The sequence below is a fragment of the Acerihabitans arboris genome, assembly GCF_010131535.1.
Taxonomy (GTDB): domain Bacteria; phylum Pseudomonadota; class Gammaproteobacteria; order Enterobacterales; family Enterobacteriaceae; genus Acerihabitans; species Acerihabitans arboris.
In genome coordinates this window covers 159,010-180,281 of record NZ_WUBS01000004.1, presented here as the reverse complement: position 1 = coordinate 180,281, position 21,272 = coordinate 159,010, and the positions used below count along the sequence as shown (strand labels likewise).

Below are 21,272 nucleotides of genomic sequence, written 5' to 3'. Positions count from 1 at the left end.
ATGGCCGCTTCGACCCAATCGGCGCGCTCTTCCTTTAACATGGCCCATGCGGGTTCGGTGATTGCGGGCCTGGCGCGCCGTCAGTCGCACTGGACCTTAATGGCCAGGCCGCCGCGTGAGGTTTCGCGGTATTTGGCGTTCATGTCCTTGCCGGTCTCGTACATGGTTTCAATCACCTTATCCAGCGATACGCGCGGGGCGCTGGTGCGCCGCAGCGCCATGCGCGAGGCATTGATGGCCTTGACCGAGGCAATGGCGTTGCGTTCGATACAGGGCACCTGCACCTGCCCGGCCACCGGATCGCAGGTCAGGCCGAGATTATGCTCCATGCCGATTTCCGCCGCCACGCACACCTGTTCCGGGCTGCCGCCCATCAGTTCCGTCAGTCCCGCCGCCGCCATGGAGCAGGCCACGCCCACTTCCCCCTGGCAACCGACCTCGGCCCCCGAGATGGAGGCATTCAGCTTGTAGAGAATGCCGATGGCGCCGCAGGCCAGGAAATAGCGCAGGTGAATCTCGGGTGTAACCGGCTCGATAAAGTGATCGTAGTAGGCCAGCACCGCCGGCACTATGCCGCAGGCGCCGTTGGTCGGGGCGGTGACTACCCGCCCGCCCGCGGCGTTTTCCTCATTGACCGCCAGCGCGAACATATTCACCCAATCAATCGCCACCATCGGATCGCTGGAGTGCTTATCGGTGGAAACCAGCATGCGCCGCAGCGCCGACGCGCGCCTGGGCACCCGCAGGGGGCCGGGCAATACGCCTTCGGTGTTCAGCCCGCGATCGATACAGGCGCGCATGGTTTGCCAGATATCATTGAAATAACTATCGATATCCGCCCGGCCATGCAGCGCCAATTCATTAAGCATCACCAGCCCCGACAGCGACAGGCCGGCCCGCTTGCATTGTTCGAGCAACTGCTGGGCGCTGGCGAACGGGTGGGGCACGCTGATCTGGTCGATCACCGGCTGGCCGAAGTGCGCTTCATCGACGATAAAACCGCCGCCGACCGAATAATAGGTCTGGCTGTAGACGAGCCGTTCACCGGCGAAAGCGTGGATGCGCATGGCGTTTTCATGCAGGGACAGGTAGTCGCCATGGAATACCATGCCGCCTTCGCGGGGAAAATCCACTTCATGCGGCCCGCCGGCCAGCATCAGGCGCTGGCGCTGTTCGACGTCGCGGATAAAGGCCGGTGCGGCGTCGATATCCACGGTATCCGGGCGATTGCCCGCCAGGCCGAGGATAATGGCGATATCGGTATGGTGTCCTTTGCCCGTCAGCGATAACGAGCCATAGACATCCACGGCGATGCGCGTGACATCGTTGAGCAACCGTTTTTCGACGAGGTCGTCCACGAATTGTTTACCGGCTTTCATTGGGCCCACGGTATGGGAACTGGACGGGCCGATGCCGATTTTAAACATATCGAAAACGCTTATCACGTTGACTCTCCTTCATGCAGATAAAGATGTGCATACCTGGGGTAATGCACTTGATTGTAATGACTCGCGGCGGGTTAGGCTTGCGCTTTCGCATGATAAAAACTAATCCAGGAATAGCTTCCATAGCGAATCATATCCCGTCTCAGCGCGCCGCGAACTGATTGGCCGGATGATTTCATCCCGATTACGGCTAATGTGAAAGCCCCTTCCGGACCCGGGCCAGGCGGCCGCGCGCGCCCGTAGCGGCTAAACATATGACCTTGTAATATAAAAACCTATAATATAATATTTTATTGGATGTATATTCTGGTTAATACCACATTTCGGTATATTGTAGCGATTATTGGCATTTTTGGAAGATGTTTATGTGCAATAGGTGACGGCGAAGGGATTAAAGATGGATATGCTGGCCCAGCCGATACAAAATCTGCGCGGTCATGCCCCAGACCATATGGCTTTGATAAAAGGAAAAATAGACCCGCAGGGTTTTGGCGCGCCGCTCGATTTGCAGGGGCGTATAGCTGGCCAGGGAGAGCGCCTGATGCAGCGGGATTTCGAACATGTCCTCAACTTCGTCCAGGCTGGCGCGAAAACGCGTATCGCTCGCCAGCAGGCCGACGATGGGCGTGACCTGGAAACCGCTGTTGCTGTCCACCGGCGGCAGTTGCCCCAGTATCCTGACCGACGCGGCCGGAATGGCGACTTCCTCATGGGCCTCACGCAGCGCGGTGGCAATCAGCGAGGCGTCCTGCTCATCCGCCGATCCGCCGGGAAACGCCACCTGGCCGGCATGCTTGCGTAACGACGTGGACCGGCGCGTCAGCAGCACCGTGGGGGTGTGGTGGCAGATAATCGGGATTAGCACCGCTGCCTGGCGCTGGTTGCGCGCAGGCTCATGGCGCTGGGGCAACTGCAGTTGGAAGCGGGTGATAAAATCCTCAAGCGTCAAAGCGTCGTCGGCGCTGTTCATGGGCAATCGAGTCATGGGCGATTGAGCTCCAGCAGCAACGGCAGGATTTTAGCGACTTTGGCCAGCGTTTCCTGGTATTCCGCCTCTTCCTGGCTGTCGGCGACAATCCCGCCGCCCGCCCAGCAGTAGATACGCCCACGCTCGGTGAGCAGGGTGCGTATGGCGATATTGGTGTCCAGAGAGCCGCAGCGGCTCAGGTAGCCGATACTGCCGCACCAGGCGTTGCGACGCTCTGGCTCCAGCCGGTCGATTAAGGTCATCGCCTTGATCTTGGGGGCGCCGGTAATGGATCCGCCCGGGAAGCAGGCGCGCAGCAGATCGCAGGGAGCGCGATCCGCGGGCAGCAGGGCGGTGATGGTGCTCACCATATGGTACACCGCCGGGAACGCCTCGATTTTAAACAGTTCCGGCACCCTTACGCTGCCGGGAACGGCAACCCGGCCGATATCGTTGCGCAGCAAATCCACGATCATCAGGTTTTCGGCCTGGTCTTTTGGCGACGCCGCCAGTTTTTGCCCCTGCAGCAGATCGGCCCGGGCATCCGCCAGGCGCGGCAGCGTGCCTTTGATGGGACGCGTTTGGATCCGCCGGCCGCGGACCTGCAGGAACCGTTCCGGCGACAGGCTCAGCACCGCCTGGCCGGGCAGACGTATAAAGGCTGAAAACGGCGCGCCGTTGCGTTCCAGTAGATGGCAGAACGCTTGCCATTCATCGCCTTCGCAGGCGGCGCTAAAACGCTGGGCCAGGCATACCTGATAACAATCGCCGGCCTGCAGGTGCTGCTGGATGCGGCGAAATTTTTCACCATACTCTTCACGGGTCATATTGGCCTGCCAGCCGCCGTTTAAACGAAAGGGCCGGCCGGGCGCGGGCGCCTTCGGCGACATCAGATTCCGTAGCAGCGGCGCCGGGTCGCGGTAGCTTACCAAGGTCAGCCGGCCGAGCAGGTGGTCGGCAATGACCGCCCAGTCATACAGGCCGACGGCCATATCCGGCAGGGTCAGATCCCGCCTGGCAGCGCTTGGCAGCGTTTCAATCCGCCGGCCGAGATCGTAGCCAAACAGGCCCAGCGCGCCGCCCAGAAACGGGAGGTCGTCGCGCGGGCCGGGGCTGACGCCCAGCCGCTCGACCTGCTGCTGCACCAGGGTAAAGGGGTCTTCACCGCTGGTTACCGACTCCCCGCCGCGGCAAATCACCGTGGTGGCGCCATGGGTCATAAGCGTCGTCACCGGGTTGGCGACCATGATATCAAAACGGCTGTCCTGGTGATCGGCATGGCCCGAATGCAGCAGCATGGACCAGGGCCTGGAGGCGCGAGGGGCGAACAGGGTTTTGATGGCATCGCGATGATAAGGTAAGGCAGTCAGTTGTGGCAGCATGTAAACAATGTGATCCAGATGATCCCGTCCAGGTTTACCGGCAAAACGCGCCGGGCGTTTTGCATGATATCGGCTCCCGGGCCGAACATAAAGCGCATTGATTGGCATAGCGGGCGGTGGCGTGAGACAATAGCCCATCGACTTGCCCTTCTGGAGAAAACGCATGCTGACCGATATGCCCGCATTAAATCATGAACAGCAGCAGCAGGCCGTCGAGCGCATCCAGGCCCTGATGGCCGACGGCATGAGCAGCGGCGAAGCCATCCGGCTGGTATCGAGCGAAATCCGCGCCACCCATACTGGTGAACGGGTATCAGTTCGCTGGGATGATGATGAAGACGACGAGCGGTCTTTTGCCGAGCGCAGCGCCGACGACCGCAACGCCCGGGACCTGGCCGAGGGCGTGGATCAGGACGACGACGAGGACGGGGCGATATAGCCCCCTCCGACCCTGGCCCCTGGCGTGAACCCAGGCCTTGGCCCGGACCCCGTAACGATCCCCGCCTTGGGTTATAAATGAATCAATTTAAATCGCCGCGACAACCTTGATTTCCACTTTGTAGCGCGGATTCATCAGCCTGGCCTCGACGGTGCAGCGCACCGGCGCGCTGCCCGGCACCACCCAGGCGTTCCACGCGGCGTTCATGGCGGCAAAATCGTCGCCGTCGGCCAGGAACACGGTCACGTCCAGCAGGCGGGTTTTATTGGAGCCCACCCGCTTCAGCAGCCGGTCGATAATCGCCAGCGCCTCGGCGGTCTGGGCGGTGGCGTCGCCATCCAGGTCTTCCGGTACGCTGGTGTAATATACCGTCTGGTTGTGGATCACCGCCTCGGACATGCGCGCGCCGGGATCGATTCGTTCAATGGTCATACTGTTCGCCTTAAAGCCATCATGGGAAACCACCAGCATAACATAGTGTTTTAAGCAAAGAAGGTGGTGGATGACCCCCGGCCTTGGCATAATCCGACAGCAACCGAATGACAGAGAGACAGCGTGACAGATGATTTTGCGCCGCAGGGCGCGTTGGCCAAGGCCATCACCGGATTTAAACCGCGCGAGTCGCAGCGCCTGATGGCCGAGGCGATCGAGCAGGCCATAGATAAAAAACAGCCGCTGGTGGTGGAAGCCGGGACCGGTACCGGCAAGACCTACGCCTATCTGGTGCCGGCGCTGCGCTCCAAACGCAAGGTTATCATCTCCACCGGCTCCAAGGCGCTGCAGGATCAGCTGTATGCCCGCGATCTGCCCAAAGTGGCGGCGGCGCTGGATTACCAGGGGCAAGTCGCCCTGCTGAAAGGGCGTTCCAACTATCTGTGCCTCGAGCGCATGGAGCAGCAGCTGGCCGGCGGCGTCAATATCGCGCCGGAAACCCTGGCCGAGCTGTCCGGCGTGCGTAACTGGTCGTCGCAAACGGTGGACGGCGACGTGGCGAACTGCAGCGGCATCGCCGAGGACAGCCCGGTATGGCCGCTGGTCACCAGCACCAACGACAATTGCCTGGGCGGCGATTGCCCGCTCTACAAAGACTGCTTTGTCGTCAAGGCGCGCCGCAAAGCCATGGACGCCGACATTATCGTGGTCAACCACCATCTGTTCCTGGCGGATATGGTGGTGAAGGAGGGCGGCTTCGGCGAGCTTATTCCCACCGGCGATGTGATGATATTTGACGAAGCGCACCAGATGCCGGATATCGCCAGCCAGTACTTCGGCCAGCAGCTTACCAGCCGCCAGCTGATGGATCTGGCCCGCGACATGACCCTCGCCTACCGCACCGATGTGCGTGATATGGCCCAACTGCAAAAAAGCGCCGATCGGCTAACCTTCTGCACCCAGGATTTCCGCCTGGTGCTGGGTGAACCGGGTTTTCGCGGCAACCTGCGCGACGTGCTGGCGCAGCCTGCATTGCAGCGCGCGCTGCTGCTGCTCGATGATGCCCTGGAACTATGCCACGACGTGGCCAAGCTGGCGCTGGGACGCTCGGCGCTGCTGGACGCCGCTTTTGAGCGCGCGGCCCTGTACCGCGCCCGGCTAAAGCGCCTGAAAAATGTTCAGGAGCCGGGTTTCAGCTATTGGTATGAATGCAACGCCCGGCATTTTGTGCTGGCGCTGACGCCGCTGTCGGTCTCGACCCGCTTTCGCGAAGTCATGAGTGAAAAAGAGGGCACCTGGATCTTTACCTCCGCCACCCTGTCGGTCAACGATCGCCTGGAGCATTTTACCCGGCGCATCGGCCTGGACGATGCGAAAACCCTACTATTGCCCAGCCCGTTTGACTATGCCACCCAGGCGCTGCTGTGCGTGCCGCGCTTCCTGCCGGAGCCCAACCAGCGTGGGGCGGCGGTGCAGTTGGCGCGGATGCTGGCGCCGGTGATTATCGCCAACCAGGGACGTTGCTTTTTCCTGTGCACGTCCCACCAGATGATGCGGGATCTGGCGGCGGAGTTTCGCGCCTCGCTGACCCTGCCGGTGCTGCTGCAGGGAGAAACCGGCAAACGCCAGCTGCTGCAACAGTTCGTCACCGCCGGCAACGCGCTGCTGGTGGCCACCAACAGCTTTTGGGAAGGGGTGGATGTGCGCGGCGACACGCTGTCATGCGTGATTATCGACAAGCTGCCCTTTACCGCCCCGGACGATCCGTTGCTCAAGGCGCGCACCGAGGACTGCCAGCTGCGCGGCGGCGATCCCTTTGCCGAGGTGCAGATCCCCGAGGCGGTGATTGCCCTCAAGCAGGGGGTGGGACGGCTTATCCGCGACAGCGACGACCGCGGCGTGCTGATTATCTGCGATCAAAGACTGGTGACCCGGCCCTACGGCCAGATCTTCCTTAACAGCCTGCCGCCGGCGCCGCGCACCCGATCGCTGCAATGCGCCATCGACTTCCTGCAGCGCCGCTAAGCGCGCGGCGTATCCCTTTGCCCCGGCGGGTATGTTATGATATCCGCCCGATTTGGCTCGAGTCTTTTACACCCGCCTGAGGTTTGGCATGTCTACGCGAATTTTAGCCCTTGATACCGCGACTGAAGCCTGTTCCGCGGCGCTTTGGATTGACGGTGAAATCAGCGAACGTTTTGCTATCTGTCCCCGCGAGCACACCCGGCGCATCCTGCCGATGGTCGACAGCCTACTGGCGGAAGCCGGCATCGAACTTACGCAGCTTGACGCCTTGGCCTATGGCCGCGGCCCCGGCAGTTTTACCGGCGTGCGCATCGGCATCGGCATCGCCCAGGGGCTGGCGCTGGGCGCCGAACTGCCCATGATCGGCGTCTCGACCCTGGCGGCGCTGGCGCAGGGCGCCTGGCGCCGGTCCGGCGTCAGCCAGGTGCTTTGCGCCATCGACGCCCGCATGGGTGAGGTTTACTGGGCGCGGTACCGGCGCGGCCACAACGGCGGCTGGCAGGGTGAAGCGAGCGAAAAAGTGCTTAAACCGGCGCAGTTGGCGCCGGCAGCCGCCGATCTGGCCGGCACCTGGGCCACCGCCGGTACCGGGTGGCAAACCTATCCCGGGCTTGTCGCCCACCCCCAGGTTCGGCTGGTCGACGGCCATACGCAACTGCCGGCGGCCGTGGATATGCTGCCGCTGGCGGTGCTAAGCTTATCGGAGGGCGGGGCGCTGGCGGTGGAATTACAGGCGCCCACCTACCTGCGTAACGAGGTCACCTGGAAAAAGCTTCCGGGACGCGGATAAATAGCAACTTATGCTGTCGCCGCGGGTCAAAGTAATATCCTATGAATTGCCGGCGTTGAAAAATCCGCGCTCAAAACCCGTGCTTAGAATAAGTAGCCTGGGATGTGATGTAGCAAAAAGCGTAACCAACAAGCCGGATTGGCGACAACGGGTATGGGGAATTTAGCGCAAGATGTTAATGCAAATGATGGTCTCCGGCGCCGGGCGCCGGCGTTTTCCCTGGACCGCCCTGGTCCTGGTGCTGTCGGGTTGCGCCACGGTGCCGGATGCCGTTCGCGGCACCTCGCCCACGCCACAGCAGGATCTGGTACGCGTGCTCAACGCGCCGTCCCTGTATGTCGGCCAGGAATCCCGCTTCGGCGGCAAAGTGGTCAAGGTCACCAATCTCAACGGGCGCACCCGGCTGGAAATAGCCTCGGTGCCGCTGGACGATTCGGCGCGCCCGACACTGCACCAGCCCTCCAACGGCCGGGTGGTGGCCTATGTCAACGGCTTCCTCGAGCCGACGGATTTTAATCGTCAGTGGGTCACGGTGGTCGGTCCAATCACCGGCACGGAAAAAGGCGTCGTCGATAAGGCCGACTATACCTTCGTGGTGGTGCGCGCCGACGGTTACAAACGCTGGCAGCTGACGCAGCAGGTGGTGGCGCCGATGGGACCGCCGATGTCGCCCTGGGGCTGGGGCGGACGCTACGGCCGCGGCTGGGGGCCTGACTGGGGCTACGGCTATGGTTTCGGCAGTGCGCAGGTGGAAACCGTACTCACCGAATAGTGATGCATCGCTCAATCCTGATATCGTTTGCCCCCGGGGTGTCGGGTTCCGTTACCCTTAAAGGTAACGACTCAGGCAACGTGGGGCGATTATGAGCACACCGAACATCGCAGGGCAGGCCATGGAGAGAGTATGGACGGCGCGTTATCCGCCCGAGGTGCCGACGGAAATCGATCCCGATCGTTACGGTTCGCTGTCGGGGTTGTTCGCTAACGCCGTACGTCGTTTCGCCGAACTGCCGGCCTTTATCAACATGGGCGAAACCCTGACATTTCGCCAGCTCGATGAGCACAGCCTGGCGTTTGCCGCCTACCTGCAGCAGTCAGGCCTGCGCCCGGGGGATCGCGTTGCGCTGATGATGCCCAACCTGCTGCAGTATCCGGTGGCGCTGTTCGGCATCCTGCGCGCCGCCATGGTGGTGGTGAACGTCAATCCGCTCTACACCCCCGCCGAACTGCGCCACCAGCTCGACGACAGCGGCGCCGCCGCCATCGTCATCGTCGACAATTTTGCCCACACCCTGGAACAGGTGCTGAACGATGTGCCGGTTCGCCAGGTGATACTCACGCGCATTGGCGATCATTTCCCGCCCCTGAAACGGGCTATCATCAATGGGGCGGTAAAATACCTCAAGCGCAAGGTGCCGCCATACCGCCTGCCGCTGGCGGTTTCCTACCAGCATGTCCTGCGCGCCGGGCGCCGCCTGGATTTCAGCCCGCCGCTCATCGGCGGGGACGATCTGGCCTTCCTGCAGTATACCGGCGGCACCACCGGGGCGTCGAAAGGGGCCATGCTCACCCACCGCAATATCCTCGCCAACCTGGAACAGGCAAAAGCCGCCTATGGGCCGATTTTGACCCTGGGCCATGAACTGATGGTCACCGCCCTGCCGCTCTACCATATCTTTGCCCTGTTGGTAAACTGCCTGCTGTTCGTGGAAATGGGCGGCTGCAACCTGCTGATTACCGACGCCAGGGATTTAGCGTCGATGGTCAAGGCCATGCGACGCCATCATTTCACCGCCATTTCCGGTGTGAACACGCTGTTTAACGCCTTGTTGCATAACGTGGCGTTCCGCGGCCTGGACTTTACCTCGCTGCATTTGTCGGTGGGCGGGGGGATGTCATTGCAGCAGCCGGTGGCGGACGACTGGCATGCGCTGACCGGCAAACATCTGCTGGAAGGCTATGGACTGACCGAATGCTCGCCACTGGTGTCCGGCAATCCCTATGATTTGAAGCATTTCAGCGGCAGCATCGGCCTGCCGGTGCCGTCCACCGACATCCGGCTGGTGGACGGGGACGGGAATAGCGTGTCCCCCGGCCTGCCGGGAGAACTGCTGATCAAGGGCCCGCAGGTCATGGCCGGCTATTGGCGCCAGCCGCAGGCCACCGCCGAGACGCTTAAAGACGGCTGGCTTTCTACCGGGGATATCGTTACAGTGGATCAACAAGGCTTCGTTCGCATCGTGGATCGCAAGAAGGATATGATCCTGGTGTCCGGCTTCAATGTCTTCCCCAATGAAATAGAGGATGCGGTGGTCCGGCATCCTAAGGTGCTTGAGGCGGCGGCGGTTGGCGTGCCAAGCGATGAGTCCGGCGAAGCGGTAAAAATCTTCGTGGTAAAAAAAGAGCCGTCCCTGACCCGCGAGGAACTCCTGAGCCATTGCCGATTGTACCTGACCGGCTATAAGATGCCCAAACTGGTGGAGTTCCGCGACGCGTTACCTAAATCCAACGTAGGCAAAATTTTGCGCAAGCAATTACGCGATGAAAACCGCTAAGCTCTATTTGCCGCCATGACTTACAGTAAGAGAACTCTGTGTCAAATTACCAATTAATAACCAATGATGACGATTTACAACGGATATGCGAGCTTGCCCGCCTTCACGATCGGGTTGCGCTGGATACCGAATTTGTCCGCACCCGCACCTACTATCCACAGTTGGGATTGATTCAATTATTTGATGGCGAAACGTTATCACTTATCGATCCGCTGGCTATCGGACAATGGCAGCCGTTTCGCGATCTGCTCGCCGACCGGCGGGTAGTGAAAATCCTGCACGCCTGCAGCGAAGACCTGGAAGTGTTTTTGCACTCGTTTGACCAGATGCCGGTGCCGATGCTCGATACCCAGGTCCTGGCCGCATTTAACGGTCGGGCGCTGTCCAGTGGTTTTGCCGCGCTGGTGGCCGAATACCAGCAGGTGGTGCTGGATAAAAGCGAGTCCCGCACCGATTGGCTGGCCCGGCCGCTGAGCGCCAGGCAGTGCGACTATGCCGCCGCCGACGTGTTCTGGCTGCTGCCGATGGCCGATCGGCTGATCCAGGAAACCGAACTGGCGGGATGGACCGACGCGGCGCGGCAGGAATGCGACGCCCTGTGCCAGCGCCGCCAGGACATCGTCGACCCGGAGCTGGCTTATCGCGATATCGGCAATGCCTGGCAGCTGCGCACCCGGCAGTTGGCCTGTCTGCAAAAGCTGGCCTCCTGGCGCTTGCGCAAGGCGCGTGAGCGGGATATGGCGGTCAATTTTGTCGTGCGTGAAGAGAATTTATGGCAGGTGGCGCGCTACATGCCCGGTTCGCTGGGCGAACTGGATAAACTGGGGCTCAGCGGGCCGGAAATCCGTTATCATGGCAGGATATTGATCCAACTGGTGCAGGAAGCGGAAGCCATGGCCGATGACGAGCTGCCGGAACCGTTGGTTAATCTTATCGATAAGCCCGGCTACCGCGTTATGTTCAAGACCATCAAGGAACATATCGCCGTCGCCAGCCAGGAATCGGGTTTAAGCGTGGAGCTGCTGGCCTCGCGCAGGCAGATCAACCAATTATTAACCTGGCATTGGCGATTGACGCCGGGACAACGCACGCCTGAATTGCTCAGCGGCTGGCGGGAAAGGTTGTTCGGGGCGCGGCTGCGTGGAATACTCGATGGCGCAACGGCCACCACGGACCTGCCTTCGGCATTGTAATAACCTTCGTGCGCGGAACGCGGTAATGCGTCCCCCTGCAACAGCAGGGGGATTATTGGCTCGGTATCATTTCGGTGTTTCTTCCGCTTCCGGCAGCGTCACGTTCAGCTCCAGGATGGAGATATCTCCTTCCCGCTGCTCGAGTTGCACGGAGACCATTTCAGGGTCGATCTGTACATACCTGCAAATGACTTCCAGAATGTCGCGTTTCAACTGCGGCAGATAATGAGGCTCGCTATCGCCCCGCCGGCGTTCCGCAACGATAATTTGCAGCCTTTCCTTGGCTATATTGGCTGTCGTTTTTTTGCGGGAGAGAAAAAAATCGAGTAAGGCCATGGTTTATCCCCCAAACAGGCGTTTTAAGAAACCCTTCTTCTCTTCTTCAATGAAGCGGAAGGGACGTTCTTCTCCTAACAGGCGATCTACCGTATCCGAATAGGCCTTGCCGGCATCAGACTCCACATCAAGTATCACCGGCTCACCCTGGTTGGAAGCCCGCAGCACGGACTGATCCTCGGGGATGACGCCCAGCAGGGGAATTCGCAGTATTTCAATCACATCTTCCATGCTGAGCATATCGCCCCGGTTTACGCGTCCGGGGTTATAGCGGGTCAGCAGCAGATGTTCCTCAATCGGGTCCTGGCCGTTTTCGGCGCGGCGGGACTTTGACGACAATATGCCGAGGATACGGTCCGAGTCGCGTACCGACGAGACTTCCGGGTTGGTGGTGATAATGGCCTCATCGGCAAAATAGAGCGCCATCAGCGCGCCGGTCTCGATGCCGGCCGGTGAATCGCAGACCACGAAATCAAAATTCATCTCCCCGAGGTCGGCCAGGATTTTTTCGACGCCCTCGCGGGTCAGGGCATCCTTATCCCGGGTTTGCGAGGCCGGCAGGATATACAGATTGTCGGTGCGCTTATCTTTGATCAGCGCCTGGTTCAGGGTGGCGTCACCCTGGATGACATTCACAAAATCATACACCACGCGCCGCTCGCAGCCCATGATAAGGTCAAGGTTGCGTAAGCCGATATCAAAATCAATCACCACCGTCTTTTTACCTTTCCGGGCTAAACCGGTGGCAATGGCCGCGCTTGATGTGGTCTTGCCAACGCCCCCTTTGCCCGAAGTAACAACTATAATGCGTGCCATAAATGGATTCCTTGTCAAGGGCTTAATTTAGCGGTTGAATGGTTAGCGTATTATCTTTCAGGCTGAGTCGGGCGGCTTTGCCCGCGTACTCAGCCGGGATTTGATCGCTTAACCAATACTGACCGGCAATGGAAACGAGTTCAGGGGAAAGATGGGTACAGAAAATCTGGCATTGCGCATCTCCCGACGCGCCTGCTAAAGCCCTGCCTCGCATCATGCCATAAATATGTATATTGCCGTCGGCAATAAGTTCGGCCCCGGCGCTGACGCTACTGGTCACGATCAGATCGCAATCGCGCGCGTAAATCTGCTGGCCGGAGCGTACCGGGGTATCCACGCGCCGGGTCTTCAGCGCCGCCGCCGGGGCGGCCGGCGGCGCTGCGCGTTTTTGCGGCTTGCCTTCGTTCAGCAACGGCAGGCCGCTGCGGACAATGGCTTTTTTCAGCCGGTCGTCCTTGCATCCGCTGACGCCGACCACGTGCAGGCCGGTGTCCAGAAAGGTCTGCCGCAGCTGCTCCCAGTCCGTATCCCGTGTCAGGGTGGCGACGTTTATGACCACCGGAGCATCCTTCAGAAAAGCAGGCGCCTGTTCGATTTTTTCCTGTAATGCCTGACGGATATCCTCAGGCTGGGCGTCATGTACATGAATTACCGATAGGGTAAAACTACTGCCTTTTAACTCAATGGGCGTCTGTGACATCTATCCTGACTCAGTCTTGACTCATGTATTTTCCCGGCAAGCTACCGGTAAGCGATATTCCGAAGCACTGCATGCATGTTATAGTTACTGCTATATACAGGCAAGACACTAAACCATGTAAACCGGGTAAAAAATATGTTTTGTGTGATCTACCGAAGTACCAAACAAGATCAAACCTATCTTTATATCGAGAAAAAAGATGATTTTTCCCGGGTGCCGCCTGATTTAATGGCCCGATTCGGCAAACCGGTATTGTCCATGCTATTCCCATTAAATGGTAGCAAAAAACTGGTCGCGGCGGATATAAATAAAGTAAAACAAAGCCTGGCCGACCAGGGCTTTTATCTGCAATTGCCGCCACCCATCGAAAATTTATTGGCGCAGCATCATAAGGCCGCCCAAAATAGCTGATCATTGATCCACTATTGGCGGTCAATGCGCCCGGGTCATGCTATCGGATGTGCTATATAGCAGCGTTATCGCCAGGTTCTATATTGCCGCATCGCCGCGCTGTAAAAAGTACCTATAATAATAACTCGGCTGCGCGGGCGGCCCCGCGCAAAAAAAAACGCGCTAAGGAAACTGCCCATGAAATTATCCGCCACCGAAGGATGGAAACCAGGACAGGGATGGGGACAAGAGCTACGCCTGCCGCAGGGATTCCCGGCGCAGGCCGCCGGCCTGAAAGACGCCCAGGCGCAAACGGCGGGCGCCTGGAGCGGGCAGGGCGTGCGGTTGGCCGACGGCGGTCCCTTGCCGGCCTCGGGGCAGCGCGCCTGGGTGATTATCCCGGACGACAACCAAAGCCGGGCGTTCCTGGTCTATGACAATTTCCGCCCCCTGATGCGCTGGAACCGCTTGTATTATTTTGCCATCAGCATCGGCACGCTGGCGGATGCGCTGGATAAATAACGGCCACGGTGAAGCTTTTCGGCGACTGATGTATGATGATGTCAGGCGCTAATGCTTATTTGACACACCATTTAATGGCAGGAGACTTAGGACATGTATCAACATCGCGACTGGCAAGGGGCGTTACTGGATTTCCCCGCGAATAAAGTGGTCTGCGTCGGCAGCAACTATTCCGATCATATCAAGGAGATGGGCAGCGCCACGCCTACCGAGCCGGTGCTGTTTATCAAACCCGAGACCGCCTTGTGCGATATTCACCAGCCGATCGCCATTCCCGCCGAACTGGGGGAAGTGCACCATGAGGTGGAACTCGCCGTCCTGATCGGCATGCCGCTCAAGCATGCCGATGAAGCCCACGTGGCCCGGGCCATCGCCGGCTACGGGGTGGCGCTCGACCTGACGCTGCGGGAATTGCAGGCAAAATTCAAGAAAGCCGGGCAACCCTGGGAAAAAGCCAAGGGGTTTGACGGCTCCTGCCCCATCTCCGGTTTTATCCCGGTGGCGGAATTCGGCGATGCGCAACAGGCGACGCTGACCCTGAAGGTGAATAACGATATTCGCCAGCAGGGCAATACGCGGGATATGATCACGCCAATCCTGCCGTTGATTGCCTATATGAGCCGATTCTTTACCCTGCGTCCCGGCGATATTATCCTGACCGGCACGCCGCAGGGCGTGGCAAAACTCCAGTCGGGCGATCTGCTTTCCGTGTCCCTGAACGATCGGACCCTGGATACCCGTATTATTTGAGCCTGAAATCATCGCCGCCTTGCGTCACAGCTAGACGGCAAATAAAATAGCTTCCTGCCGCCGAATGCTTGATAACATCGGTCATTTTAATCCCGCGGTCCTATTTTTTACCCGTGCCGCCCGTCGCCTAACCGGATACCATGATGACAAGCCGCCCTTTTTGGCAAGAAAAAACCCTGGCCGAGATGACCGACGACGAATGGGAATCGTTGTGCGATGGCTGCGGCCGCTGCTGCCTGCATAAGCTGATTGACGATGACACCGAGGAAGTCTATTTCACCAACGTGGCCTGCAACCAGCTGAATATCAAAACCTGCCAGTGTCGCCATTATGATAACCGCTTTGAGTATGAGCCGGATTGCATCAAGCTCACGCGCGAGAACCTCACCACCTTCGACTGGCTGCCGCCCACCTGCGCCTATCGGTTGCAGGAGGAAGGCAAACCGCTGCCGCAGTGGCATCCGCTGATTACCGGCTCCAAGGCCGCCATGCACGGCGAGCGTATTTCGGTGCGTTATATCGCGGTGCGTGAAAGCGAAGTCAACGACTGGCAGGATCATATCCTGAATAAACCGTCGTGGGCGCGGTAAACGGCCGTTCGCCGCGTGTTTCAGCCAAGCGCCTTTTGCGGGCGCGCCAGCGAAGGATACTGGAACAATACGCGGCCGACGCCGCGGTTAAGCGCCCACCAGATGGCAATCGCCCCCGCCGTGCATAACGCGGTCGCCGCCAGCGGATAAAACGTCATCCACAGCAGCGAGAACAGGTGATGGTCGAATGCGTGGTAGCGCATCAGCGCTCCCAGCATGGGCACCGCCAGCAGTTCGGTCAGCAGTTTATGCAGCACATAGATCTGCAGGGTATTTTTGCCTATCCAATTCAAGGTGTGCAACGACTGGTTATACAACGACCAATGACGGTTGACCCACTGGCAGCATAATATGGCGACGCACACCGCCAGCGCGCTGGTAAACAGGCTCCGATCCATGGCGAATCCCCAATGGATCAGCGCCATGATCCCGAGCGCCGCCAGCAGCGCCAGGCGGGAGCGGTTAGCGGCCAGCAGGGCAACGATGCGCGCGCCAAGGAAACAGCCGGTAAAAAAGAAAATCCCGTTTTGCGCCACGCTTGCCGGCCCCCACCAGGGCACCGCGCCCAGGACGCAGGCGTAATTCAGCAGCGCGCCCGCTCCCAGCAGCGCTGCCCAATGGCGCCGCCACAGTTTGCAGGCGACAAAGTAGAGCGCCAGCGCATACAGATACCAGGGGCTGGACATTGCCGCCGCCACATACAGCAGAAACTGGCCGGTGGAGGCCGCATAGGCGGCGTTGCGCGCCATCAGCCGCCAGTCGTCGAACGCCAGCTCCCTGTTGATCATGCTCACGCACAGCCACTGCACGGCGCACCAGAGCAGGTAGAGGTAAAGCAGGTTAAGCGGTTTTTTGGTCATGACCTCCCGCCAGGAGCGGTTGATGACGCCATCCGCGGCCAACAGGCCGGAAATAAAGAAAAACGCCGGCATGCGCAGCGGCACCAGGTAATGGTTGACCCCGACCCAAAGTTTGGTGATGAGCATATGTGCGTCAATAACCTCAAGTGACGGGATATAGCTGGTGGTGATGATATGGTTTAATACCACCAGCAAGATGCAGATGCCTTTCAGGGAGTTAATCCATTGGATTTTTTTTTCAGTGGCAGGCATGCAAAACTCCCCGTCGGCGGCGATGTTGAGCGAACTACAACGGAGGGTAGCGGGAGGCGACGGCGGGCACGAGTGAAATTGCGCAATTTGCGTACGATTTCACTTTGCTCATTTATCCTGCACGGGGCGGTGAAGAGCCTGGGCGGGTAAAAAAAGGACCTCGGCGGGTCCTTTTTCTTTTAACGATTGAACAGGTCGCGCTTTTTCGGACGGAACGGCTGGGCGATCAGGACTAATACCCCGACCAGCAGGTAGGCGCCAAAAATAACGATCATCCACTGCGGCATCTCCAGCGACATAAAATGCCACTGTCTTACCGCGCAATCGCCGGTGGCGCTGAACACCGACGGCAGCCATTTATCCAGCGGTAGCCAGGACGGAAAGCTGACGAAAAAATCACAGGTGACAAAAGGCGACGGATTAAGCTGGATGTCCGTATGCTTCATCGCCAGCATCAGCCCTTCCCAGGCGCTGTACAGCCAGATGACCAATGCGCCATAGCGCAGGGGCGTGGAGGGCGCGATGGCGCCGACGATCCCGGCCCCCATAATGCCAAATAGCGCGCAGCGCTGATAAATACACAGCACACAGGGTTTTAATAACATGACATGCTGAAAATAAAGCGCCACCAGTTCCAGGGCAAAGGCGGTCAGCGCCAGTAATATCCAGGCACCACGCCCTCTTGAGCAGCGGTTAAAGAAATGCAACATACAGTATTATCCAGGCCGGTTGCTTTTAAACAGGCAGTTTAAATCAATTAAAGACAGAAGCCAGCCTCTTTTTTTCGGAATAGGTCACTTGATAACATACTTGTTTCCTATTTATTCAATCTGATGGCTTACCGCTTTTTTTTCTGCCACTATTTTGTGATGCCGCTTACGCCTGTTATACCGCTGCGCTGGCATGATGAATGACGGCAATACGCGGCCTTATCGGGCTTTCCCGACGGAGTAATGCGTCAGGCATGGCATTTTATTGCCATTTATGACAGGGTTTTATCGTTACGGCGCTTAACGCCCTATATCGGGTTCGCGCGTTCTGCTATCATTAGGCCGTTTTTAGCTCACATACGCATGCTGCTACGGAACATAACATTATGGTCATTAAGGCGCAGAGTCCTGCCGGTTTTGCGGAGGAGTATCTGATTGAAAGTATTTGGAACAATCATTTCCCGCCAGGTTCAATCCTGCCCGCGGAGCGCGAGCTTTCGGATGTGATAGGCGTTACGCGCACCACCCTGCGCGAAGTGCTGCAGCGGCTGGCCCGCGACGGCTGGCTGACAATCCAGCATGGCAAGCCCACCCGGGTGAACAATGTCTGGGAAACCTCCGGGTTGAATATCCTGGAAACCCTGGCCCGTCTCGACCATGACAGCGTGCCGCAGCTGATTGATAATCTATTGTCGGTGCGCACCAATATCGCCTCGATCTTTATCCGCATGGCGGTGCGGTTTTATCCGGATAAAGCGCAAAATGTGCTGGCCCAGGCCAAAGATCTGGAAGATCAGGCGGATGCCTTTACCGAAATGGATTACCGTATTTTCCATGAGCTGGCCTATGCGTCGGGCAACCCGATATACGGCCTGATCTTTAACGGCCTGAAGGGATTATACCTGCGGGTGGGGCGTTATTACTTCTCCAACCCCCAGGCCCGCGAGCTGGCGCGCAATTTCTACACGCATCTGGCGGCGCTGTGCCGCGATGGGCTGTACGATCAGGTGATCGATCTGGTGCGTCATTATGGTAAAGAAAGCGGCATGATCTGGGATACCATGCAGTCCGCCATCCCGCGTGATATCGCGGAACTCAGGCGCTAGCCTCAAGCCAAAAAAAAGGTCAGCGCAAGCTGACCTTTTAGCAAGGCGGCGCCATTACAGCGGTATGGACCGCGGCGGGCAGCGCTCAATCAATTCCACATTGCCGTCGTCGTTAACCTGTTCCATATAAACGTCAAAACTCCACAAGCGATGGATATGCTTCATCACCTCGCGGCGGCTTTTCGCCAGCGGCGCCCGATTTTGCGGGGTGTAGCGCAGCGTCAGCGAGCGATCGCCGCGCAGATCCACATTCCAGATCTGGATATCAGGCTCAAGGTTGCTCAAATTGTATTGCGATGAGAGCTCCTGCCGTATTGCCCGGTATCCCTCCTCATTATGAATGGCGGCAATTTCCAGATAGTTATTGTGATCGTCATCCAATACGGTAAACAGGCGGAAATCACGCATGATCTTCGGCGACAGGAACTGGCTGATAAAACTTTCATCCTTGAAATTGTGCATGGCGAAATGCAGCGTTTCCAGCCAGTCGCTGCCGGCGATATCCGGGAACCAATGCCTATCTTCCTCGGTGGGCGACTGGCAGATACGCTTGATGTCCTGGAACATGGCGAAGCCCAGCGCATAAGGATTGATGCCGCTGTAATACGGGCTGTTATAAGGCGGCTGGTAGACCACATTGGTATGACTGTGCAGGAACTCCAGCATAAAACGATCGGTGACTTTTTTCTCATCATACAGATGGTTGAGAATGGTATAGTGCCAGAAGGTCGCCCAGCCCTCATTCATCACCTGGGTCTGCTTTTGCGGATAAAAATATTGGCTGACCTTGCGCACGATACGCAAGATCTCACGCTGCCAGGGTTCGAGCAGCGGGGCGTTTTTCTCCATAAAGTACAGCAGGTTTTCCTGCGGCTCATGGGGATAACGGCTGGCCTGGGCCGGCAGCTCTTCCTTCTCGCGCCGCGGCAGGGTGCGCCACAGCTCGTTGACCTGGCTTTGCAAATACTCCTCACGGCTCTTTTGCCGCGATTTTTCTTCCTGCAGCGAGATTTTCTGCGGTCGTTTATACCTGTCGACGCCGTGGTTCATCAGGGCATGGCATGAATCCAGCAGCTGTTCCACCTGCTCGACGCCGTAGCGCTCTTCGCATTTAGTAATATAGTTGCGGGCGAATATCAGGTAATCGACAATGGAACTGGCATCGGTCCAGCTGCGGAATAAATAGTTATTCTTGAAAAAAGAGTTGTGGCCGTAGCAGGCATGCGCCATCACCAGCGCCTGCATGGTCATGGTGTTCTCTTCCATCAAATAGGCGATACAGGGGTTGGAGTTAATAACAATTTCATAAGCCAGCCCTTGCTGGCCCTGTTTATACCGCTGTTCGGTCTCGATAAACTTTTTACCAAACGACCAATGGGTATAATTAATCGGCATGCCGACGCTGGAATAAGCGTCCATCATCTGCTCGGAGGTAATGACTTCTATCTGATGGGGATACGTCTCCAGCCTATAGAATTTCGCCACCCTGTCGATCTCGTCCAGGTAATCCTGCAGCAATTCAAATGTCCAGTCGGGTCCATCGCTAAGACAAGTGGTATCCTTAAAACTTTCATCAAGAGAAATCGTCATCAGCGCACCTCATCGTTACAGACAGCACTTCATCATGCTGGCTTATAATTAATCGTAGTGCAAGATGAAAATCACGCGGCCGATAGGGCGAATATAATCTCGGCGTGATTCACCATAGGATCGGATAATAATGCGGGTCATCATTCTAGGAAGTGGCGTTATCGGCGTGGCAAGCGCGTGGTACCTTGCCCGGGCGGGACATGAGGTGCTGGTGCTTGATCGGCAGCCTGGCCCGGCGCAGGAAACCAGCGCCGGCAACGCCGGACAGATTTCTCCCGGCTATGCCGCGCCCTGGGCGGCGCCGGGCGTGCCGTTGAAGGCCATCAAATGGATGTTCCAGCGCCATGCGCCGCTGGCCATCCGGCTGAAGTCCAGCGATCGCCAACTGCGCTGGATGTGGCAAATGCTGCGCAACTGCGATAGCCACCATTATTATGTCAATAAAAGCCGCATGGTGCGCCTGGCGGAATATAGCCGCGATTGCCTGAAGGCGCTGCGGGACGAAACCGGCATCGCCTACGAAGGCCGCCAGGGCGGCACGCTGCAGGTGTTTCGCACCGAGCAGCAATACGCCAGCGCCGCCAAGGATATCGCCGTGCTGCGTGACGAAGGCGTGCCCTATGAATTGCTGGAGTCCCATCAGCTGGCCGGCGTCGAACCGGCCCTGGCGGGAGTGGCCCATAAGCTCAGCGGCGGGCTGCGGCTGCCGAATGATGAAACCGGCGATTGCCAGTTGTTTACCCAGCGCCTGGCGGCGATGGCCGCCGAACAGGGGGTTGGGTTCCGTTATAACTGCGCTGTCAGCGGCCTGATGCGTTCGGGCGGCCTGGTGGCGGGCGTCGCGTGCGACGGCGAGCTGCTGCAGGCCGACGCGTATGTGATGGCGCTGGGGTCATATTCCACCGCCATGCTGCGCGATGTGGTCGACATTCCGGTCTATCCGCTGAAGGGCTACTCACTGACCCTACCCTTGGCGGATGAGCAGGGCGCGCCGGTATCCACGGTGCTGGATGAAACCTATAAAATCGCCGTGACCCGTTTTGACCAGCGTATCCGGGTCGGCGGCATGGCGGAAATTGTCGGTTTTAATACCGACCTGGAAAAGGCCCGCCGGGACACCCTGGAAATGGTGGTGCGCGATCTGTTCCCGTTCGGCGGTCATATCGAGCGGGCCACCTTCTGGACCGGACTGCGGCCGATGACGCCGGATGGCACGCCTATCGTCGGCGCGACGCCGCTGAAAAACCTGTACCTCAATACCGGCCACGGCACGCTCGGCTGGACCATGGCCTGCGGATCGGGACGGCTGCTGGCGGATATCATCAGCGGCAGGCGGCCGGATATTGCCTATGACGATTTATCGATGGCCCGCTATGACGGCAATTTCAGGGCCGGGATAGAACCGAAAATGGCCTGAACCGG

The 21,272-nt window shown here is 58.6% G+C and carries 21 protein-coding genes and 1 pseudogene; 12 read left to right on the top strand and 10 right to left on the bottom strand.

Annotated elements, in window-relative coordinates:
• Window positions 1-80: 80 nt before the first annotated feature.
• From GRH90_RS06975 to pabB, 3 genes are all read right to left on the bottom strand, one after another.
• Window positions 81-1,445, bottom strand: a complete 1,365-nt coding sequence (locus GRH90_RS06975) for an L-serine ammonia-lyase (protein ID WP_162365222.1) — start codon at window positions 1,443-1,445, stop codon at window positions 81-83.
• A 391-nt stretch (window positions 1,446-1,836) separates the two neighbouring features.
• Window positions 1,837-2,430 (bottom strand): CoA pyrophosphatase, encoded by a 594-nt coding sequence (locus tag GRH90_RS06970; protein WP_246235918.1) that lies wholly within the window; start codon window positions 2,428-2,430, stop codon window positions 1,837-1,839.
• On the bottom strand, window positions 2,427-3,794 hold the full coding sequence (gene pabB, locus GRH90_RS06965; RefSeq protein WP_162365221.1) for an aminodeoxychorismate synthase component 1: 1,368 nt from the start codon (window positions 3,792-3,794) through the stop codon (window positions 2,427-2,429). Before pabB ends, GRH90_RS06970 begins: the two co-directional genes overlap by 4 nt.
• Window positions 3,795-3,957: 163 nt before the next feature.
• On the opposite strand from pabB, the pseudogene GRH90_RS06960 reads away from it, so the two are divergent.
• Window positions 3,958-4,140, top strand: a pseudogene (locus GRH90_RS06960) (YoaH family protein); the annotation flags it as partial.
• A gap of 180 nt (window positions 4,141-4,320) precedes the next feature.
• Here the strand turns inward: GRH90_RS06960 and GRH90_RS06955 are convergent.
• Window positions 4,321-4,665, bottom strand: a complete 345-nt coding sequence (locus GRH90_RS06955; protein WP_162365219.1) for a RidA family protein — start codon at window positions 4,663-4,665, stop codon at window positions 4,321-4,323.
• Between the two features lie 123 nt (window positions 4,666-4,788).
• Here GRH90_RS06955 and yoaA point away from each other — a divergent pair, with 123 nt between their 5' ends.
• The 5 genes from yoaA to rnd all read left to right on the top strand — a co-directional run bounded on the left by yoaA (window position 4,789) and on the right by rnd (window position 11,228).
• The gene (yoaA, locus tag GRH90_RS06950; RefSeq protein ID WP_162365218.1) at window positions 4,789-6,690 is read left to right on the top strand and encodes a DNA repair helicase YoaA; all 1,902 of its coding nucleotides are present in this window, start codon (window positions 4,789-4,791) and stop codon (window positions 6,688-6,690) included.
• A gap of 88 nt (window positions 6,691-6,778) precedes the next feature.
• Window positions 6,779-7,480, top strand: a complete 702-nt coding sequence (tsaB, locus tag GRH90_RS06945; RefSeq protein ID WP_162365217.1) for a tRNA (adenosine(37)-N6)-threonylcarbamoyltransferase complex dimerization subunit type 1 TsaB — start codon at window positions 6,779-6,781, stop codon at window positions 7,478-7,480.
• A gap of 187 nt (window positions 7,481-7,667) precedes the next feature.
• A complete protein-coding gene (locus tag GRH90_RS06940; RefSeq protein ID WP_162365388.1) occupies window positions 7,668-8,252 on the top strand; it encodes a Slp family lipoprotein in 585 nt (194 codons plus the stop codon).
• A 121-nt stretch (window positions 8,253-8,373) separates the two neighbouring features.
• Window positions 8,374-10,035: a long-chain-fatty-acid--CoA ligase FadD gene (gene fadD, locus GRH90_RS06935; protein WP_162365387.1), complete on the top strand. Its 1,662-nt coding sequence runs from the start codon at window positions 8,374-8,376 to the stop codon at window positions 10,033-10,035.
• Between the two features lie 38 nt (window positions 10,036-10,073).
• Entirely contained in the window at window positions 10,074-11,228 is a 1,155-nt protein-coding gene (rnd, locus tag GRH90_RS06930; RefSeq protein ID WP_162365216.1) for a ribonuclease D, read from the top strand.
• Window positions 11,229-11,294: 66 nt separating this feature from the next.
• On the opposite strand, the gene minE is transcribed toward rnd, so the two are convergent.
• From minE to minC, 3 genes are read right to left on the bottom strand one after another with little or no spacing between them, the layout of a single operon-like run.
• The gene (minE, locus tag GRH90_RS06925) at window positions 11,295-11,564 is read right to left on the bottom strand and encodes a cell division topological specificity factor MinE (RefSeq protein WP_162365215.1); all 270 of its coding nucleotides are present in this window, start codon (window positions 11,562-11,564) and stop codon (window positions 11,295-11,297) included.
• 3 nt (window positions 11,565-11,567) lie between these two features.
• Entirely contained in the window at window positions 11,568-12,380 is an 813-nt protein-coding gene (gene minD, locus GRH90_RS06920) for a septum site-determining protein MinD (protein WP_162365214.1), read from the bottom strand.
• A 22-nt stretch (window positions 12,381-12,402) separates the two neighbouring features.
• On the bottom strand, window positions 12,403-13,080 hold the full coding sequence (minC, locus tag GRH90_RS06915; protein ID WP_162365213.1) for a septum site-determining protein MinC: 678 nt from the start codon (window positions 13,078-13,080) through the stop codon (window positions 12,403-12,405).
• A gap of 135 nt (window positions 13,081-13,215) precedes the next feature.
• Here minC and GRH90_RS06910 point away from each other — a divergent pair, with 135 nt between their 5' ends.
• The 4 genes from GRH90_RS06910 to ycgN all read left to right on the top strand — a co-directional run bounded on the left by GRH90_RS06910 (window position 13,216) and on the right by ycgN (window position 15,332).
• On the top strand, window positions 13,216-13,491 hold the full coding sequence (locus GRH90_RS06910; RefSeq protein ID WP_162365212.1) for a YcgL domain-containing protein: 276 nt from the start codon (window positions 13,216-13,218) through the stop codon (window positions 13,489-13,491).
• A gap of 177 nt (window positions 13,492-13,668) precedes the next feature.
• On the top strand, window positions 13,669-13,992 hold the full coding sequence (locus GRH90_RS06905) for a lytic murein transglycosylase (RefSeq protein ID WP_162365211.1): 324 nt from the start codon (window positions 13,669-13,671) through the stop codon (window positions 13,990-13,992).
• 93 nt (window positions 13,993-14,085) lie between these two features.
• Window positions 14,086-14,742, top strand: coding sequence for a fumarylacetoacetate hydrolase family protein (locus GRH90_RS06900; RefSeq protein ID WP_162365210.1), 657 nt, complete (start codon window positions 14,086-14,088; stop codon window positions 14,740-14,742).
• 143 nt (window positions 14,743-14,885) lie between these two features.
• Window positions 14,886-15,332, top strand: coding sequence for a cysteine cluster protein YcgN (gene ycgN, locus GRH90_RS06895; RefSeq protein WP_162365386.1), 447 nt, complete (start codon window positions 14,886-14,888; stop codon window positions 15,330-15,332).
• A gap of 20 nt (window positions 15,333-15,352) precedes the next feature.
• Here ycgN and GRH90_RS06890 read toward each other — a convergent pair whose 3' ends face one another.
• Entirely contained in the window at window positions 15,353-16,444 is a 1,092-nt protein-coding gene (locus GRH90_RS06890) for an acyltransferase family protein (protein WP_162365209.1), read from the bottom strand.
• Window positions 16,445-16,623: 179 nt separating this feature from the next.
• Window positions 16,624-17,154, bottom strand: coding sequence for a disulfide bond formation protein DsbB (dsbB, locus tag GRH90_RS06885; RefSeq protein ID WP_162365208.1), 531 nt, complete (start codon window positions 17,152-17,154; stop codon window positions 16,624-16,626).
• 386 nt (window positions 17,155-17,540) lie between these two features.
• On the opposite strand from dsbB, the gene fadR reads away from it, so the two are divergent.
• Complete coding sequence (gene fadR, locus GRH90_RS06880; protein WP_162365207.1) at window positions 17,541-18,260, top strand: fatty acid metabolism transcriptional regulator FadR; 720 nt, start codon at window positions 17,541-17,543, stop codon at window positions 18,258-18,260.
• A 54-nt stretch (window positions 18,261-18,314) separates the two neighbouring features.
• Here fadR and GRH90_RS06875 read toward each other — a convergent pair whose 3' ends face one another.
• Window positions 18,315-19,850 carry a SpoVR family protein gene (locus tag GRH90_RS06875; RefSeq protein ID WP_162365206.1) on the bottom strand — a complete coding sequence of 512 codons (1,536 nt, stop codon included), beginning with the start codon at window positions 19,848-19,850 and terminating at the stop codon, window positions 18,315-18,317.
• Window positions 19,851-19,980: 130 nt separating this feature from the next.
• Here GRH90_RS06875 and GRH90_RS06870 point away from each other — a divergent pair, with 130 nt between their 5' ends.
• Window positions 19,981-21,267, top strand: coding sequence for a D-amino acid dehydrogenase (locus tag GRH90_RS06870; protein WP_162365205.1), 1,287 nt, complete (start codon window positions 19,981-19,983; stop codon window positions 21,265-21,267).
• Window positions 21,268-21,272 lie beyond the last annotated feature (5 nt).